Below are 17,245 nucleotides of genomic sequence, written 5' to 3' on the forward strand. Positions count from 1 at the left end.
CCGGCACACACGACACCGCGACGAGGTTGCGGCCTAGAGGGCCTCGTCGCGGCAGCGAAGAAGGAGGGTGACTGCGAGCACCACGTCACCGTACTCCTAAAGTCCCGACCATCCGCAACCGCACCGCCGCCCGAGACGTGCTGACCCGACGACCACCCGCGCTCAGCCGTAGACCACGAGCTCCTTCTCCGTGCGCACGACGAGGACCCCGCCGACCGCGTCCACCCGCCGCACGCCCTCGGGGAGCGCCACCGACCAGTACCGGACGCCGTCCTGCAGCCCTCTGCCCCACAGCTCGGGGCCTCCCCCGGGTGAGCTGCCCGGGCCGAGCACGAGCGTCCCGTCGGAGGTCGGGTACCACGGCAGGGCGGTACCCGTGTCGATCTCCCACAGCTCCGTGCCGTCGGTGGCGTCGATGACTCCGTACGTGCTCGCGCCCGAGGCGACCAGCCGGCGCGAGACGAGCAGCCGCGGATCGAGCGAGGACTGCGTCCTCCACAGCGGCGCGCCCGTCGCCTCGTGGACGGCGGTGAGCTGCGACCCCTCGTCGATGATCACCCCGTCCGGCAGCGAGCCGTCGTCCGCCGTCAGCTCGGCCGGCAGGCCCTCGACGGGGTAGAGCTCGGAGCCGTCGATCGCGTGCACGTGCCCACCGCCGGACGGCGCCCAGGTGGCGAACCGCTCGCCGAGCGCGGAGACCTGGAGGGCACCGAACCGCGCGCCCGTGACGAGCGTGCGGCCGTCCCGGACGTCGAGGACGAGCGTCTGCCCGCCGTGCAGCACGACGACCGGCGGCCGCACGTGCAGGGACGCGGTCACGATCTGCTCGGGTGCCTCCATCACCTCCGGCGTGACCATCGACCAGACGACATCGCCCGTGCGGGCGTCGCGCCGCTGCACCAGGAGGTGACGGTCGTCGTCGAGCGTGCCGACCACGATGTCGTCGCCGACCCTGTCGATCCCCACGACGTCGCCGCGGACCTCCCACCCACCCAGCCGAGCACCGTCGCGCGCGCTGAGCGGGACCACCGCGAGCCGCGGCGGCTCCTGGTTGGACACGTCACCGGAGTAGAGGACCTGCGGCTCGCGGACGAGGCACACGAGGAGGCTGCCGAGGTCGGCGCGCGACGCCGGGCAGATGACGTCCGTGGACTCGAAGCCGCTGCGCGAGACAGGCGCGACGTCGGCCGTCCAGCGCGGTGCTCCCGACACGGGGTCGTGCGAGGTCACGGTCCACGCCTCCGCGCCCTCGACGAGCACGACGAGGCCCCCGTCGGCGGCCAGCACCGTGCCGGGTGCGATCGAGGCACGGGTCTGCCACAGGGGCTCCGGCGCGGCGTCCAGGGGCCGCACCAGTCCCGGCACCGCCGCGACGCGCGCGACGAACGCGCCGTTGCGCGCCGACACCACGACCGTGGCACCGGTCAGCACGAGCACGGCGAGCGCGGCGACGGGCCACCAGCGGCGCAGCGTGCCCCGCGGGCGTCCGGCCCGGGCATCCGGTGCCGCCCCGTGCGGGGGCGTCGGCTGCGCACCGGTCGTCACGCTCGGGGCATCGTCGACCTCCACGAGCTGCATCCGCGCACCGGTGCGCCGATCCGCCATGGACCGACTCTAGGTCACCCGTTGCGGCCGGGGGCGCGGACGAGCCGCAGCGAGCAGTCGCCGAACGACACCGTCGAACCCGCACGAAGACGCACCTGCTGGTCCACCTGGCAGACCACCTGGGCACCGTCGGGCAGCGTCACCACGGTGCCGTTGGTGGAGCCACGGTCCGCCACCCAGACACCGCCCGGCTCGACGCCGATCTGCAGGTGGGTCTTGGACACCGACCGCCCCGGGTCGATCACCCGCACGAGCTGCACGTCGGCGTCGGACGCCGGGTTGCGGCCGACCAGGGCGGTGCGGGCGACCGTGATGCGGCGACCGTCGGCGAGCTCGATCTCGGCGGCCGCGCTGTCGACCGGGACGGGGTCGGCCGGCTGGACCAGGTCGTCGCGCGGGCCGGCAGGGCGGGTCATCTCGAGCTCGGGAGCGAGGCCGTAGCTGAGGCCGACCTGGCGCACCACGGGCATGGCCCGGGTGTCCAGGTCCGGTCCGCTGCGCTGCGGCGAGAGAGGCGCCAGCACGAGGCCGGACCGCGCGCCACCCGGAACGACCGCGTTCTGGCCGGTGGTGGGCGGGAGCTCCGCGAGCGCCCAGTCCGGGACGCTCACCGCGCGGCGCTCCGGACGCGGCGGGGCGACCTCCTGCTGGCGGCGCGGTGGCACAGCGGCGGCCGGCACCGGTCCCCGCGCGGCACGGACGTCCAGGACCTCGTCGCCAGCGGCCAGGTCGTGCCAGCCCCGCCTGCGGCCGGTCCTGTCGAACGCCGGCGACGCCAGGACGACGAGCAGCCCGACCACGGCCGCGAGCGAGCCGGCCGCGACGACGAGGCCGCGCAGCAGCACTCGCAGCACACCGATCGGGCGGCGCGACTCCACGTCGAGCGTGCGGATACCGACCGCCCGCCGCCCGAGGGTCCAGCCGGCCCGGCCGTGCAGGACCCACTGGACCACCGAGACCATCACCAGGCCGGCACCGCCGACGGCGACCATGCGGGGCTCGGCCAGCACCAGGCCGAGGATCACGAGCCACCCGCCCAGCGCGAGGAGCAGCGCGAGGTCGAGCAGGCCCGCGGACAGGCGACGCGCCGCCGTGGCGGGTGGGAGATCGTGCGCGAGTGCGAGCCGCGGTTCCGGCCGGACTGCCTGATATGTCATGACGTGCCCTTCGGGCGTCGGTGGCGGCGATCCTTCAGGGACGCCGTCGACATTCGTGCCCGCATCCGTCGACGCCAGCCGACGCTGTGGGCCATGGCGTGGACGGTCTCCTGGACGTCCGCCCAGTATGCCGTCGCGTGCTCGCGGCTGGGCTCCCCCGGCCCGAAGACCGCCTGGTCGGCCGACCTCGCGAGCGCGCCGACGCGGGCGGCGACGACCCCGCCGCCGGGCGTGTCCGCGAACGCCGTCGCCAGCTCGCGCGCCGACTCGTTCCGCGTGGCCAGCCGGCCGGCCGGTCGGCGCAGGTCGCGCGCGGTGTCCAGCACCTCGTCCCAGCCCCCCGCGACCCGGGCGACGGTGTCGGGGGCCCGACTCCGCCGGCGCCGGCGACGCGCCTTGAGCGCGACGACCACCAGCAGCGGCGTCGCCAGCACCAGCAGGGGGAGCGCCACGAGACCGGCCGTGCGCAGGATCCGCCAGAGCGCGCCGTCGTCGTCCTGCGCGTCGGGGTCCTCCGTCTGCGGCTGCTCGGTGTCCTCGTCCGGCGGTGTGACGGCACCCGGGGGCGGCGGCGGCGGCTGCACCACCTGCGGGTTGGGTTCCGACGGCTTCTCCTGGTCCTCCTGCTGCGGGGTCTGCTCGGGGGGCGGCGTCGCATCGAACGGCACCCAGCCGTAGCCCTGGAACGCCACCTCGACCCACGCCTGCACGTCCGCGCCGGTCACCTCGACGGGCCCCTCGGCGCCGCCCGGCTCCGGCACGAAGCCCAGGACCACGCGGGCAGGCAGCCCCATCTCGCGCACCATGAGCGCCATCGCGGCGGCGTACTGCTCGCCGTCGCCCACCATGAGGTCCCCGCCCAGCAGGGTCGTGATCCGGTCCGCGCCGTGGCCGGAGAGGGACTCCGTCCTGGAGATGTCGAACCCGTGGCTGAAGTAGCCCTCCTCTGCCAACCAGGTGGCGAGCGCACGGCTGATCTGCACGGGGCTGCCGGCGTCACGCGCCACGTCCGCGGCGGTGACCAGGACCACGTCCGGCACGCCCGCTTGCGGCGGCTGGACCAGGTCCGACGCCGGCGCCCGCCCCACCTCGCCGTCCTCCGGCACCCGCGGGACCACGGCCTCGACGGTGTACCGCAGGCCGTCGCGGACACCGCCGGTGAGCACCGCGGCACCCGTCGCGTCGTTGAACCGCAGCCCGTCGGCCGCGTCGGCGTCGTCGACGTCGAACGCCGTCGCCTGGCCGACGGTCGGCAGCCACACACCCGCGAGCTCGTCGATGGTGAACTCGACGCGGACCCGCTCGCCCCGCGCGCTGGTCTCGATCTGCGCGCCGACCCGCCGGAACTCGCCCGACGCCTGCGCGGAGCCGTCCCCCGCGACGTTCCAGACCACACCGTCGTAGCGGTCCATCGTCGCCAACCGGACGCGGGCACCCTCCGGCAGCCCGGTCACGGTGAACAGCGGGGCGTCCTCCTTCAGGTACTGGCGGAACGCGGACAGCGGGCTGCGGTAGTCCCGGGGGTCGAACGGGGGCACCAGCTCGTCCCGCACGACGAAGCGGTCCGCCCCCGCCACCACGGGCGCGGCGAGGAGGCCCGCCGCCAGCGCCGCCGCCACGAGCACCCCTGTGGCGACCACGCGCCGGGCGCGCAGCAACCCGGCCCGCCAGGCCGCCCACGGCAGCAGCACGACCGCCAGGACCAACCCCGTCAGCACCGGGGGTACCGTCGGCCGGCGCGTGCCCAGGACGATCACCATGACCGCGACGGCGACCGGCACCAGCGCGCCCGCGGCGGCCGCCCCGCCGCGGGCACGCAGGGCGACGGACACCGCGACGGCCGAGCCGACGAGCGAGAGGAACCACGCCGCCACCAGGAGCGTGCCGTCCGCCCCGACCGGCGGCTGGAGCGTGAGCACCTGCTTCCACGTGGACGCGGTCCCGCGCGCCAGGTCGAGCACCGTCTGCGGCGTCGGCACCACCCCGGCGACCGTCGTGGCGGGCGCGGCCAGGGGTCCGCCTGCCAGCACGAACACCACCACCACGGTGGCGACCACGGTGATCGCCGACCAGCGCCGCACCGCGCCCACGACCGCGGTCGCCGTGCCCAGCAGCAGGCCGGCCACCAGGACCACCAGTGCGGACGGGCCGCCGTAGACCTCGAGCAACGGCACCAGGACCAGCGCGAGAGTGCCCACCAGGCACACGAGGTCGACGGCCGCCCTGCGGGCCGGTCGCGCGGTCACGCGGTCACGCGCCGGAGCAGCCGCGGCAGGTCGTCGAGCCGGCCGATGGTCGCCAGGCTGAGCGAGCCCTGCGTGCGCACCGACACCTCGGCGCCGCGCTCGCACCGCACCACGACCGTCCGTGTGCCCGTCGGGACGTGCCGCGCACCGAGGCGACGGTCCGCGTCGCTCGGCACGGAGCCGGTCACGAGCATCGCGACGGACGCGTCCGCGGCTTCCCGCACGATGCGGCGACCGAGGAGCGCGATCCCGGCTCCGCCGGGCGCCAGCGCGATCCCCGAGCAGTCGTCGAGCAGCAGCGGCGGCGTCTCGACCCGCAGCCGGCCCGGTCCGGCCAGGACGACGAGGTCGCGCTCCTCGCGCAGGGTCTGGACGCCGACCGAGGCGACCACCGACACCGCCAGCTCGAGCTCGTCGTCGTCGCCGTAGTCACGCGGGTCCGTGGCCAGCGCGACCGCCGTCGTGGTGCGGCGAGTGTCCTCGAACTGCTTGACCATGAGGCTGCCGCGACGGGCGGTCGTCCGCCAGTGGATGTACCGGCGGTCGTCGCCCGCCACGTAGTCGCGCAGCGCGTGGAAGGACAGGTCCGAGTCGGACAGGTCGCGCGTGGCCTGACCCTCCAGGTCACGCAGCAGGCCGGCGCTCGCGCCCGCGAGCGAGACGAGCAGCGGGTGCACGAACACCTCGACGGGACGGGTCCAGCGCACGCTGCGGCGGGCGATGCCGAGCGGGTCGCCGCGCACCGAGCGCACCGGGCCGACGACGATGACCGCACGCCGGACGGTCGGGATCGCGAACAGGTCGTCGTGCTCGGCGCCCGGGGCGAGCGGCGGCACGGGGATCTCCGCGACCGCCGAGCCGACCGGCAGCTCGATGCGCGACGGCAGCGACCGTCGACGAGCGACGTTGCGTACCTCGACGCGGCCGAGCGCGCGCTCCCCCACCTTGACGCGGCGGTCGGCCATGTCGAGGGTGACGGCGTAGCGGGCGCGGCCCGCGGTCATCAGGAGGGCCACCAGGAGCACCGCACCGAGCGCGGCACCGAGCGCCGCGAGCTCGAGCCAGCCGAACCACCGGCCCAGCACGAGGCCGAGGGCCGCCAGCACGGCGACCCCCCACCCGAGCGGTGAGACCCGAAGACCCACGGTCAGACCACCCGCAGCGCCGGCGGTGCCGTCGTCTCGAGGATCCGCGCGAGGATCTGCGTCGCCGTGACGCCCGCGAACTCGGCCTCGGTGTCGAGCAGGAGGCGGTGCGCCAGCACCGGCTGGGCGAGGTCCTTCACGTCGTCGGGGATGACGTACTCGCGACCGGCCGCCGCGGCCCACACCTTGGCGGTCCGCACGAGTGCGAGCCCGCCGCGCACGCTCGCGCCGATCGCGGTCTGCGAGTCGTCGCGGGTGGCCTCGGTGAGCCGGGCGACGTAGTCGAGGACGACGTCGTCGATGTGCACCGTCTGCGCCAGGTCCGCCATCGCGGCGACCGCCTGCGTGGTGATCCGGGGGGTCAGGACGGTCGTGCGGTCCTTGGCGCCGGCGAGGATCTGGATGGTCGAGGCGCGGTCCGGGTAGCCGAGCGAGGTCTTGATGAGGAACCGGTCCAGCTGCGCCTCGGGCAGGCGGTACGTGCCGGCCTGCTCGATGGGGTTCTGCGTGGCGATCACCATGAACGGCCGGCCCACCGGGTGGGTCACGCCGTCGACGGTGATGTGGCCCTCCTCCATGACCTCCAGCAGCGCGGCCTGCGTCTTCGGCGAGGCGCGGTTGATCTCGTCGGCCAGGACCACCGACGCGAAGATCGGACCCGGGTGGAACTCGAACCGGTGGGTGCTCTGGTCGTAGATGGTCACGCCCGTGACGTCGGACGGCAGGAGGTCGGGCGTGAACTGGATCCGATGGTGGCTGCCCTGGACCGTCGCCGCCAACGCCTTGGCCAGCGACGTCTTGCCGGTCCCCGGCGCGTCCTCGAGCAGGAGGTGGCCCTCCGCGACCATCGCGGTGAGCGCCAGGCGGACGGCGTGGTCCTTGCCGAGCAGCGCCAGCCCGACGTTGGCGACGAGCGCGTCGAACGTCTCGGCGAACCAGATGCTCTGCTCGGGGGTCATCGGGCACTTCTCCTTCGGTGTCGGGGCGTGGCGCCCCTCGGGTGCGGGTGCGTCATGGCGCGACGACCGTGTAGGTCGCGGGGGTCGACTGTCCGGCGCCGCGGTAGTTCTGCGCCGTCACCGTGACGGTGACGGTGTCGTTCGGTTGCGGGTCGGGCAGCCCGATGCGGTCGAGCCGCTTGTCGGCGGTCGTCCCCACGACGGTGTCGCACGTCTGCTCGACGCCGTTGACCGACCAGCACACCCGGTAGGAGTCCACGCCGATGCCGCCGTCGCTGGCGGGGACCGACCATGCGACGGAGACCCGCTCCGGCGACGCCGGGTCGTCCGACGTGATCGTCAGGCCCTGCACGGCGCCCGGTGCCTGCCCCCACGACACCTCGGCGGCCGCGGTGCCCTCGGTCGCGCCGATGGCCGTTCGTGCCGTGACCGTCGCGGTGACCCGGGCGCCACGGAAGGGCAGGTTCCAGCCGGAGACGTCGACCTGTGCCGACCGGCCGCTGAACGTCCCCGACGCGCTGTCCCCGCGGTCGCTGCTGAGCACCCAGGTGTACGTCACCGTGCCACCGCCGCCGTCTGCGACGTCCGATCCCCGGTCGATCGTGATCTGTGTGGGGCGGCCACCCGTGGCGTTGCCGGAGACCGCGACGCCCACCGTCGGACGACCCGGTGCGGTGGTCGCCGTCGCGGACGCCGCTGCGCTCCACCCGCTGGACCCGGCCCCGTTCACCGTGCGCACCTGGTAGGCGTAGCTGGCTCCGCCGGTGAGGTTCTCGAAGGTGTAGGACGTGCGACCGCCCACGTCGAGCTCGCCGCCGTCGGGCAGCCGGACCACGTAGGACTGGATCGGCGTGCCGTTGTCGTCCGCCCCGGACCACCGCAGGTCGATCCGACCGGTCCCGGCGACCGCGGTCGCCGACACGGTCGTCGGAGCGGTCGGCAGCCCGAACGTGGACGCCGTGGCGCTGCCCGCCGCGCCCCAGCCGGCCTTGTTCCTGGCACGCACCGACACCCGGTACGGGTACTTCGTCTGCGCGCGGTCGAACGTCATCTGCTGCGTCCCGGCCGGGACCGGGTACGTGTCCCCGCCGGGTCCGTCCACCACGACCTCGTACTGGGCGACGGCGTCCCCGTTGTCGCCGGGCACGCTCCACGCGATCGCGATCAGCCGCCCGACGGTCGAGTCGGTCGGCGTCGCGCTGACCTGCGGCGGCTCCGGCGCGCGCGCCGGGACCATCGGTGCCGAGGACGGCGACCAGCCGCTGGGCTCCGGTGCCTTGTTGTGCGCACGGACCCGCACGGAGTAGGCCGTGCCGTTCCTCAGGCCGCTGAAGGTGTAGCTGGTGGTGAGCGCCGTGACCGACGCCGGACCGGCGGGCGGTGCCGGGGAGATCTCGACGGTGTAGCTGGAGATGGGCGAGCCGGCCGAGGCCGGCGCCGCCCACGTCGCGCGGACGGAGCCGTCGCCGAAGTCGAGCGTCGGCGCGACGGGCGCATCGGGCATGGCGTCGGGCCGGGCGCCCGCCGACGGCGCGCTCGGCTCCGACCAGTCGACGTCGTTCTGCGCCGCCACCGTGAAGGTGTACTCGACGTCGTTGGTGAGGCCGTCGATGGTGCACGTGGTGCTCGCGCACGGGCGCACGATGTTCCCGGGGCTCGCGACCACGCGGTAGCCCGTGATCGGGGCGCCGCGGTTGTCGGGTGCGTCCCAGGACAGCACGACGGTGCGGTCCCGGACCTCGCCGACCCGGGGGGCGGTCGGCGTCGCGGGCTTGCCGCGCACGACCACGACGACCCGCCCCTCGACCTCGCGGTCGGGGTCGCCCGTGACGTCCCGGACGCGGTAGCGCGTGACCATCTGCCCGATGAAGCCCTGCGCGGGTCGCACGCTCACGGTGTCGGCCGACGCGCCGGCGGTGCCCGCGCCCGGGGTCTCGACCGTGGCGCCGACGACGGTCATGGGCGAGTCGGGGAAGGGGTTGAACGCACCCTCGAGCACCGCGACGGTGCTCTGCCTACCCTCGACGCCGTCGGTGATCGTCCGGTCGACCAGCCGGATCGTGGGCCGGGTGCTCGCGATGACGCGCAGGTCGATCGTCGTGTCGATCGACCCCGTGCGGCCGTAGCCGATCCGTACGGAGAGCGTGTCGGTGCGCCCCTTGGGCGTGGTCTCGTCGGCCGCGATGCTCAGGACGCCGTTGCTGATGCCCCCCGAGAAGCCCGCCGGGACGGCCGCGGTCAGCGTGTAGGCGTAGCGGCCGCTGGTGGGGCTCGCGCCCTCGGGACCCGTGGTGAACGCGCGCAGGTCCACCGACAGCGGCGCCTCACCGGGTGCCACGTCGATGACGGACGGCGTGAACGTCGGCGGGTGGTCGTCGACGGCGTAGACGGTGATCTGCAGGGTGATGACCGCGGTCCGGCCCGACGTGTCGCCCGGGCCGGAGGCGTCCGTCACGGGGACGGTGATCGACGCCGGGCCCGCGTAGCCGGGGGCGGACCGGAACTGCAGCGTCGTCGCGTCCCTGACGGGGTCGGAGAGGTCCGACTTCGTCGCCGAGACGGCCAGGGGGTCGGCGATGGACGCCGTGCGCCCCGGCGCCACCTGCACCTGCTCGTCGAGCGGGATGAGCAGCTGCTCGCCCGACGCCACGCGCAGCTCGGGGGCCTTGGGACGCGGGGTCGGCGGGAAGAAGCCGAGTGCGGGCACGGTGATGAACGCGTACGACGACGCCGAGGTCGCCGTCCTGTTGGTCAGCAGGTACGGCACGGTCTGGGCGTGGTCCACGAGGGTCACCACCACGTCGCCGCGCGGGGTCACCCTGGCCACGTCGGACTGCGACCCCGGGACCGAGACCTCGAGGTCGCTGAGCGGGCCGCTCGGGTTCTGGGCGACCGCGAGGACGTTGACGGACACCTCCGTGCGGCCCAGCGTGTCCAGCGCGGACACCACGACGTCGCGCGCGATGGGCGCCAGCACGGGCGCGTCGGAGACCACGTGCACCGTGAGCACGCCGGTGTCCCGCCCGCCCCGGCTGTTGGAGACGGTGTACGCGTACTGGAGCACCGTCGGCGCCTCCGGGGCCTGCACGATGATGCGGCGGCCGGAGACCTCGGCGCCCGCCCCGGACGGCTCGAGCACGCGGTCCAGCGTCAGGTCGCCGCCGCTGGAGTCGACGTCGTTGGCGAGCACCCGCACCTCGACGCGCTGCCCGGGCCGCACGGTGACCTCGTCGTCGCGGGCCACGACGGGCGCCGCACCGGTCGGGCGAGGGCTGATCCCCACCCGGATCGTGGCGACGGCCCGCTGGCCGACCCAGTCCTCGACCGCGTAGGTGAACTCGTCGGTGTCGCGCTCGCCGGGAAGCGCCTGGTACTCGAGCCAGTCCGGTCCGACCGCGGTGATGCGCCCCATCTCGGGCGACGTCGCGATCCCCAGCAGGGTCACGCCGTCCCCGTCGGCGTCGATCCCCACGAGCGGCACCGGGATCCGGACGGTGTCCCCCTCGAACACCCGGGCGACCAGGTCCACGGGCCGGGGCGGGGGCTTGGCGCTCGGGTCGGACTGGTGCACGCGGACGGTGAGTGTCGCCGCCGTCTCGTTGCCGGTCGCGTCCCGGACCGCGAACGTGGCGTGCGCGGTCAGGGCGTTCGCGGGCGCCTGGTACCGCAGCACGTCGCCGGAGACGAACAGCAGGCCCTCCCCCTCGCCGAGCGGCTCGGCCAGCTCGGGCACCAGCGTCAGACGGTCACCGTCGGGGTCGTACGCGTCCTCCAGCACGGGGATCGTCACGACTCCCCCGGTCCGGACGCTGACCTCGACGTTCTTGACCACTGGGGGCTGCGACGTCGACGACGGAGGGACCGGGTGCACGACGATCTCGCCGACCGCGCTCGACTGTCCGTTGGACACGGTGTACGGGAGCGCCACGGGGCCCTCGAGGGTCCGCTCCGCGGTGACCTGGACGAGGTGGTGCTCCAGGATCGCGACCCGCAGACCGGAGCCCGGTGGGACGTCGACCGACTGCAGGACCAGCACCTTGCCTGCGGGGTCGCTGTCGTTCGCCAGCGGGTCGACCGTGACCTCGCCGCCGGCCGGCAGGAACGCGCGGTCGCGGACAGCCACGGGCGGCTCCGGCGTCTCCGGCCAGGGGCGCACGTCGACGCGGGCGAGACCCGTCGCCTGCTGCGGCGGGGCGGAGACGAGGAACCGCACGTAGTGACTGCCCGGGCGGGCCGAGCTGAACGTGAAGGTGCCGCCCTGCAGGTCGGTCGTGATGGTCGCCCCGACCACCTCGTCGACGCCGGCGAGGCGGGCCGGCTCGGCCGACGAGCTGCGCACCGCGTCGAGCGGGCGCAGCGTCACCGGCTGGTCGACGTACGTGACGGCGTGCACCGGGTCGATCTGCGGCGGGAGCGAGCCCGCCGGACGCACGTCGACGTCCAGCAGCCCCTCCGTGGTGGACGTGCCGTCGGAGACGAGGAGCGTCACGGTGGTCCGACCCAGCCGGCCCCCGTCCGCGCGGAAGGTCACGGAGCCGTCCTGGCGGAAGCGCACCGATCCCGCGGCCGGGTCGGCGGTCGCGCCCACGAGCACGAGGTCGTCCCCGTCGGGGTCGGCGAAGTCGGCCAGCGCCTGGTGGTCCGTCTGCCCGCCCTGCTCGACCCGCACGGCACCGGTCCGCAGCTGGACCGGCGGCGAGTCGAGCGACCCGTCCCGCACGGTCAGCCTGACGCGTGCCGTCGACGGGGCGGTCGTCCCCTGACCGTCGGTGATCGTGTACGTGAGCTCGGCGGTCCCGGTGGCGTCCGCGGCGACGGCCACCTGGAGCGACCGGCCGCCGTGGATCGCCTCGACCCGGCCGAACTCGGCGGGCAGGGGGTCGTGCTCGGAGACGACGAGGATCCCGCAGTCCGACGAGGAGTCGTTGTCGATGACCGGCAGGATCGTGGTGCGTCCCGGCCGCACGCCGAACTCGTCGTCGGCGGCTGTCGGGGGTGCCGGTTCCGCGGAGCACTCGGTGACGAGGTCCTGGGTCGTGTCGGAGGTCTCCGTCTCCTCCTCGGCCTCGTCCGGTTCCTCCTCCGGCTCGATCTGCGTCCACTCAGGCACTCGCAGGTCGGTGTCCTGCAGCGGCATCCACAGCCGGCCGCGCAGTGTGTCGTTCAGGACGACCACCTGGCGGTTCACCCGGAACGCGAGCACGTCCGCGCTCGACATCTCCTCGAGGTTGCTGACCTCGGCGTCGCCGCCGTCGCACAGCTGCAGGTAGGAGCCGATGGCGGACGCCCAGGCGCCGTGGGCGCACCGGTCCACCCGGACCGGCGCGGCGGGCACACCCGACCCCTCGGTGGGGTGGCTGACGACGGTGCCGCCGTCGAGCGGGACCTCCAGGAGCGCGGTCCGGCTGGCCACGAGGGCGCGCGACGACTCGGGACCGGGCTGCTGCAGGGCGAGCTCGTCACCCTCGACCTCCACCGCACCGGCGAGGGTGCGCACGGTTCCGCCGGACAGGACGACGGGCTCGTCGCCCACGGCGCTCAGCCGGTCGATCTCACCGGCGCCGAGCGTGCCGAGGGGGGTCGTCTGCCGGACGCCGTCGACCACGTCGATCCTGGTCACGGCGCCGTCCTGCGCCGCCACCGCCAGGACCGCACCGCTGCGCGCCACGACCGCCGCTCCCCCGTCGCCCAGCTCGACGTCCGGCGCGTCCGTCGCGATGCGCAGCGAGTCGAGCTCGGCGATCGGCCGGACCCAGGCGTTCCCGTCCGGGTCGACCACGGCGACCACACCGGCCGCCATCGTCACCTCGGCGCCGGGCACCGCGACCTGTGTCGTGAGCGTGACCGAGGCCGGGTCCACGACGGCGACGGAGCCCGGCTCGACCAGGAGGACATCCCCCTCGTCCTGGAGCACGTCGAAGGTGCTGCCCGAGGCCGCGAGGCCGCCGTTGAGCTCCTCCACCTGGGCGTTGTAGCGGCCCAGCTGCAGCTTGCTCGTCGCCGTCAGCCACACGCCGCCGTCGTTCAGGTCCAGGCGCGCGAGCGGGAAGCCCTGGTCGAGCACCGCGAGGACGAGAACGAGCACGGGCACGGTGACGACGGCCGCGGCGGTCGTGGCGCGGTGACGCACCGAGCTCCACATCACGGGGCGCACCCCTGCGCCGGAGCAGCCGAGACCCGGCGGTCGGCACGCACGATCGCCACCTCGACGCAGACCTGCCCCGCCGACGGGTCGGCCGGGACGGTCACGGTGGCCGCCTCGACCAGCGCCAGCTCGGGCTCACCCGTCGCCTGCCGGACGCCCCACAGGTACTGGTCGCCCTGCTGCGGGTCCGGGTTCTCCCAGGTGAACACCACGGACCCGTCCGCCTGGCGGGTGCCCAGCAGGGAGTGCGGCGACGGGACGGCGTCGGTGATCCGCGTGGGCTCGGCGTCCTGGGTGAAGTCGGCCGTCGTCGTGGGCCGGTCCCCCGGCTCGGCCCCGCCCCGGATCGCGGCGGCGCCGATCGCGGCGACCGCGGCCAGCACGATCACGCCCGACACGATGCCCGCGAGCACGCGGGGACGGCCCCGCCCACCGACCTCGTCCTGCTCGTCGACGACCGGCTCCGGCGGCGCGACGAACACCGGCACGGGCCGCGCCGCGTGCGGGGCGACCGACGTCACGCCCCGCAGGCGGGTCGGATCGTCCGCGCCGGCCGGTGCCGGTTCGGCGTCGACGCCCGGCGCCACGCTCACGATGGAGCGCAGGCGGGTCGCGTCCTCACGACCCCCGTCCGGGGACGGCACGGGGACGGCGCGGTCCAGGCCCGCGTCGGGGGCGTCGGTGAGCTCCAGCGGCGTGATGGGCAGGCGGAGGTCGGCCTCGACCTGCTGGAGGGCCCGCGCGACGGCTGCCGCCGAGGCGAAGCGGCGGGCGGGGTGCTTGGCCATCGCCCGCTCGAGGACCTCCTGCAGGCCCGGTGGCACGTCGTCGCGCCCGGTGAGCGGCAGCGGCGCGCGCTCGATGCGAGCGACGAGCTGCTGCGCGGTGTTCTGCCCGCCCGGGATCTCGAACGGGGTCCGTCCGGCGAGCAGCGAGTAGATCGTGGCGGCCAGGGAGTAGACGTCCGAGCGCTCGTCCCCCGAGGGGTGGTCACCGAGCAGCTCGGGCGGCGACCACGGGATCGACATGCCCACCGTGGCGCCCCCGCCGTGACCGGTGGTCGCGGCGATGCCGAAGTCGGTCAGCGCCGGCCACCCGAAGTCGGTGGTGAGCACGTTCGCGGGCTTGATGTCGCGGTGCAGGATCCCTGCGCGGTGGGCGGTCTCCACCGCCGACGCCAGCCGGATGCCGATCCGCAGGGACTCGGCGACGGAGATCCGCTCCTGCCGGTACCGCTCCGCCAGACCGGGCCGGGAGCAGTACTCCATGACCAGGAACGGACGTCCGTCGGCGGCGATGGCCGCGTGGTAGATCGTGACGATCGACGGGTGGTGCGACAGCTGGGCCATGTGGTTGGCCTCCTGCTGGAACCGCCGGCGCACCTCGTCGTCCAGGCTGCCCGCCAGCAGCACCTTGACCGCGACCTCACGGCGCGGAAGCTCCTGCTGGTACAGGAAGACGTCGGCGAAACCGCCCAGGCCGAGGACACGGAGGAACTCGTACCCCGGCAGCCGGGGCGGCGTCGATGCTTCGCGACGTGCGGTCACGAACCCCGCTCCACCGAGAACGTCACCCCGTCACCGAGGTCGACCACCTCGTCGGCACCGACGACGCTCGGCTCGCCCGGGTGCAGCCGCCGGGCGCCCTCGCCGGCACGCGCCACGTGGATGCCGTTGGTGGAGTCGAGGTCCGTCACCACGACGTGCTCGCCGTCCACGCGCACCTCGGCGTGCGTGCGGGAGATGTCCTGCTGCGGGCTCGGCACGGTGATCAGCCGCGGCAGCTCCCGGTTGGTGACCCGGGCGACCTGGGGCGCGCGGCCCAGGAGCACGGCCCGGTCGAGCGGCACGACGAGCCCGGTGGACAGGACCAGCCGCGCGGGGCTGCTGTCCCGCGCCGGTACCCGGAACGGCCCGGGCACCTCGTCCGCGGCCCAGGACGGCAGCTGGTCGCGGATCTCCGCCAGGTCGGTCGACAAGATCGTCAGACCGTCGTGGTCGTCCAGCGACGCGCCGCCCACCGGCACCGGGCTCGTGCCCGCGGGCGGGGTCAGGAACGACTCGGCGACCGCCACGACGCCCGTCGGGTCCTCGAGCCGGTCGCGGCGGTCGCGGTCGTCGACGTCGTCGTCGCGGCCCGGCCGGTCGGCAGCCACGGGAACGAGCTCGACCTCGGTCGGCTCGTCCCACGTCACCGAGTCGAACGTCGCCGACGAGTGCGCCGCGGCCTCGAGGTCGACGGCCGCAGCCGGCGACGCGGCGGGCTGGACCGGCCACGCGGGCAGCACGACCGGCTCGGCCCGGAACACGGCCGGGACCTCACGCTGGCTCTCGCCCTGGGCCTCGTCGTGGCTCGCGTCCGGGCCCTCGTCGTGGCTCTCGCCCGGGCCCTCGTCGTGGCTCTCGCCCGGGCCCTCGTCGTGGCTCTCGCCCTGGGCCTCGTCCTCGGTCGCGCCCCGGGTCTCGTCCTGCGTCTCGTCCTGCGTCTCGGCCTGCTTCTCGGCCTGGGGCGCGTCGACCTGCTCGCCGGCGTCGGCGACTGGCATCTCGGGCTCGTGGGCCGTGACCTGGGGGGCCGGCGTCTGCACCGCGACGGGGGCTGTCGCGACCGCGGCGGCGGCCGGTCCTGCGACGCCGTCCCCGCCGTCGCGCACGCTCAACCCCACGCGGACGCGCGAGGCGCTCGCGATCCCGTCGACGAGCGGCAGGCTGCCGCCGCCGAGGTCCGCGCCACCCACCTGCACGACCACGTCGGACACACCGTCGAGCACGCGCTCGGTCCAGGTGCTCACCTCGCCCGACCGCCACACGTCCGACCGGCCGCCCACCTCGACGACGACCTCGACGTCGCCGCGCAGGGCGGCGTGCACGCGCTGACCCTCGACGGACACCACGGCGAACGGGGGCAGACCACCGAACCCGTCGCGCGCGAGCAGCGCCAGGGCCGCGAACACGCCCTCCCCGGCGTCCTGCCACAGCGCACGGACGGTCGACTCGGCTGCAGCCGGTCCGAGCAGCGCCACGAAGCCGGGCCGGACGACCGCGGTCCACTCGCCGGCGGAGTACTCGGGCACGCTCATGACGGGAGCTCCTCGATCGATGGAGACGGGTTGGGTACGCGCGGAGCGGGTGGGACCCGCCGGATGGGCTCCGTACCGGTGCCCGGACGGGAGCGACGCGGGACGGTGACACCGTTGAGCATCTCGTCCCACACGTGCGGACCCAGCTCGGCACCCGTGCGCGGCACGGTGATGTGCACGTCGTCGTGGGCACCGGCAGCGGTGGCGACATCGACGACGACCGCGCTCACGTTGTCCCGGGCGCCGTGCTCGAGGGCGAGCCGGACGAGGTGCGTCGCGGCGTCCTGCGGGTCGCCCGTCTCGGCCAGGACACGCGCCAGGGCCTCGTCGCCGAGCTCGCGGGTCAACCCGTCGGTGCAGATCAGCAGGCGGTCGTTCAGACCGGCGGGCAACAGCCAGTACTCGGGCTCCGGCGCGTCCCCGGTGCCGAGCGCGCGGGTCAGGACGTGCCGCTCCGGGTGCGTCGTCGCCTCGGTCCGGTCGATCTCACCGAGGTCGAGCAGCTCCTGCACCACCGAGTGGTCGACGCTCACCTGGACGAGCTCGTCACCGGACCAGAGGTACACCCGGGAGTCACCGACGTTGAAGACGAGCCAGTAGGAGCCGCCGTCGTGCTCGGTCACGGCGACACCGGCCACGGTCGTACCGCCCTGGCGTCCGCCGGTGAACTCCGAGCGGATCCGCGCGGCCGTCCGGTCGAAGCACGCGTGCACGTCGTCCGCGGTGGCCGCGGCCTGACCGGCGAGCTGCGCGAACTCCTCGACGGCGATCCGGCTGGCGAGGTCGCCCGCGTCGTGGCCGCCCATGCCGTCGGCCACGAGGAACACGGGCGGGTACGCGAGCAGCGCATCCTCGTTGACCTCGCGCACGAGGCCCCGATCGGTGGCCGAACCCCACGACGTGCGCACG

Annotated in this window: 9 protein-coding genes; all 9 read right to left on the reverse strand. The window is 74.9% G+C overall.

Annotated features, from left to right (window positions below):
• Positions 1-162 precede the first annotated feature (162 nt).
• Genes KG102_RS11105 through KG102_RS11145 form a run of 9 tightly spaced genes read right to left on the reverse strand, consistent with a single transcriptional unit; the run spans position 163 to position 17,244 of the window.
• Positions 163-1,605 carry a PQQ-binding-like beta-propeller repeat protein gene (locus KG102_RS11105; protein ID WP_208288841.1) on the reverse strand — a complete coding sequence of 481 codons (1,443 nt, stop codon included), beginning with the start codon at positions 1,603-1,605 and terminating at the stop codon, positions 163-165.
• A 14-nt stretch (positions 1,606-1,619) separates the two neighbouring features.
• The gene (locus KG102_RS11110) at positions 1,620-2,762 is read right to left on the reverse strand and encodes an RDD family protein (RefSeq protein WP_208288839.1); all 1,143 of its coding nucleotides are present in this window, start codon (positions 2,760-2,762) and stop codon (positions 1,620-1,622) included.
• The gene (locus tag KG102_RS11115) at positions 2,759-5,008 is read right to left on the reverse strand and encodes a transglutaminase-like domain-containing protein (protein WP_208288836.1); all 2,250 of its coding nucleotides are present in this window, start codon (positions 5,006-5,008) and stop codon (positions 2,759-2,761) included. Before KG102_RS11115 ends, KG102_RS11110 begins: the two co-directional genes overlap by 4 nt.
• Positions 5,005-6,153 (reverse strand): DUF58 domain-containing protein, encoded by a 1,149-nt coding sequence (locus tag KG102_RS11120; RefSeq protein ID WP_208288834.1) that lies wholly within the window; start codon positions 6,151-6,153, stop codon positions 5,005-5,007. The genes KG102_RS11115 and KG102_RS11120 overlap by 4 nt, the downstream gene beginning before the upstream one ends.
• A gap of 2 nt (positions 6,154-6,155) precedes the next feature.
• Positions 6,156-7,112 (reverse strand): AAA family ATPase, encoded by a 957-nt coding sequence (locus KG102_RS11125; RefSeq protein ID WP_208211329.1) that lies wholly within the window; start codon positions 7,110-7,112, stop codon positions 6,156-6,158.
• Positions 7,113-7,164: 52 nt separating this feature from the next.
• Positions 7,165-13,254 (reverse strand): Ig-like domain-containing protein, encoded by a 6,090-nt coding sequence (locus KG102_RS11130; protein ID WP_208289040.1) that lies wholly within the window; start codon positions 13,252-13,254, stop codon positions 7,165-7,167.
• The gene (locus KG102_RS11135; RefSeq protein WP_208288832.1) at positions 13,254-14,804 is read right to left on the reverse strand and encodes a serine/threonine-protein kinase; all 1,551 of its coding nucleotides are present in this window, start codon (positions 14,802-14,804) and stop codon (positions 13,254-13,256) included. The genes KG102_RS11130 and KG102_RS11135 overlap by 1 nt, the downstream gene beginning before the upstream one ends.
• Positions 14,801-16,336 (reverse strand): FHA domain-containing protein, encoded by a 1,536-nt coding sequence (locus KG102_RS11140; RefSeq protein ID WP_208288830.1) that lies wholly within the window; start codon positions 16,334-16,336, stop codon positions 14,801-14,803. The genes KG102_RS11135 and KG102_RS11140 overlap by 4 nt, the downstream gene beginning before the upstream one ends.
• Positions 16,333-17,244 carry a PP2C family protein-serine/threonine phosphatase gene (locus tag KG102_RS11145; protein ID WP_208211353.1) on the reverse strand — a complete coding sequence of 304 codons (912 nt, stop codon included), beginning with the start codon at positions 17,242-17,244 and terminating at the stop codon, positions 16,333-16,335. The genes KG102_RS11140 and KG102_RS11145 overlap by 4 nt, the downstream gene beginning before the upstream one ends.
• Position 17,245 lies beyond the last annotated feature (1 nt).

Origin of the sequence: Cellulomonas fengjieae (genome assembly GCF_018388465.1) — a bacterium.
GTDB lineage: Bacteria > Actinomycetota > Actinomycetes > Actinomycetales > Cellulomonadaceae > Cellulomonas > Cellulomonas fengjieae.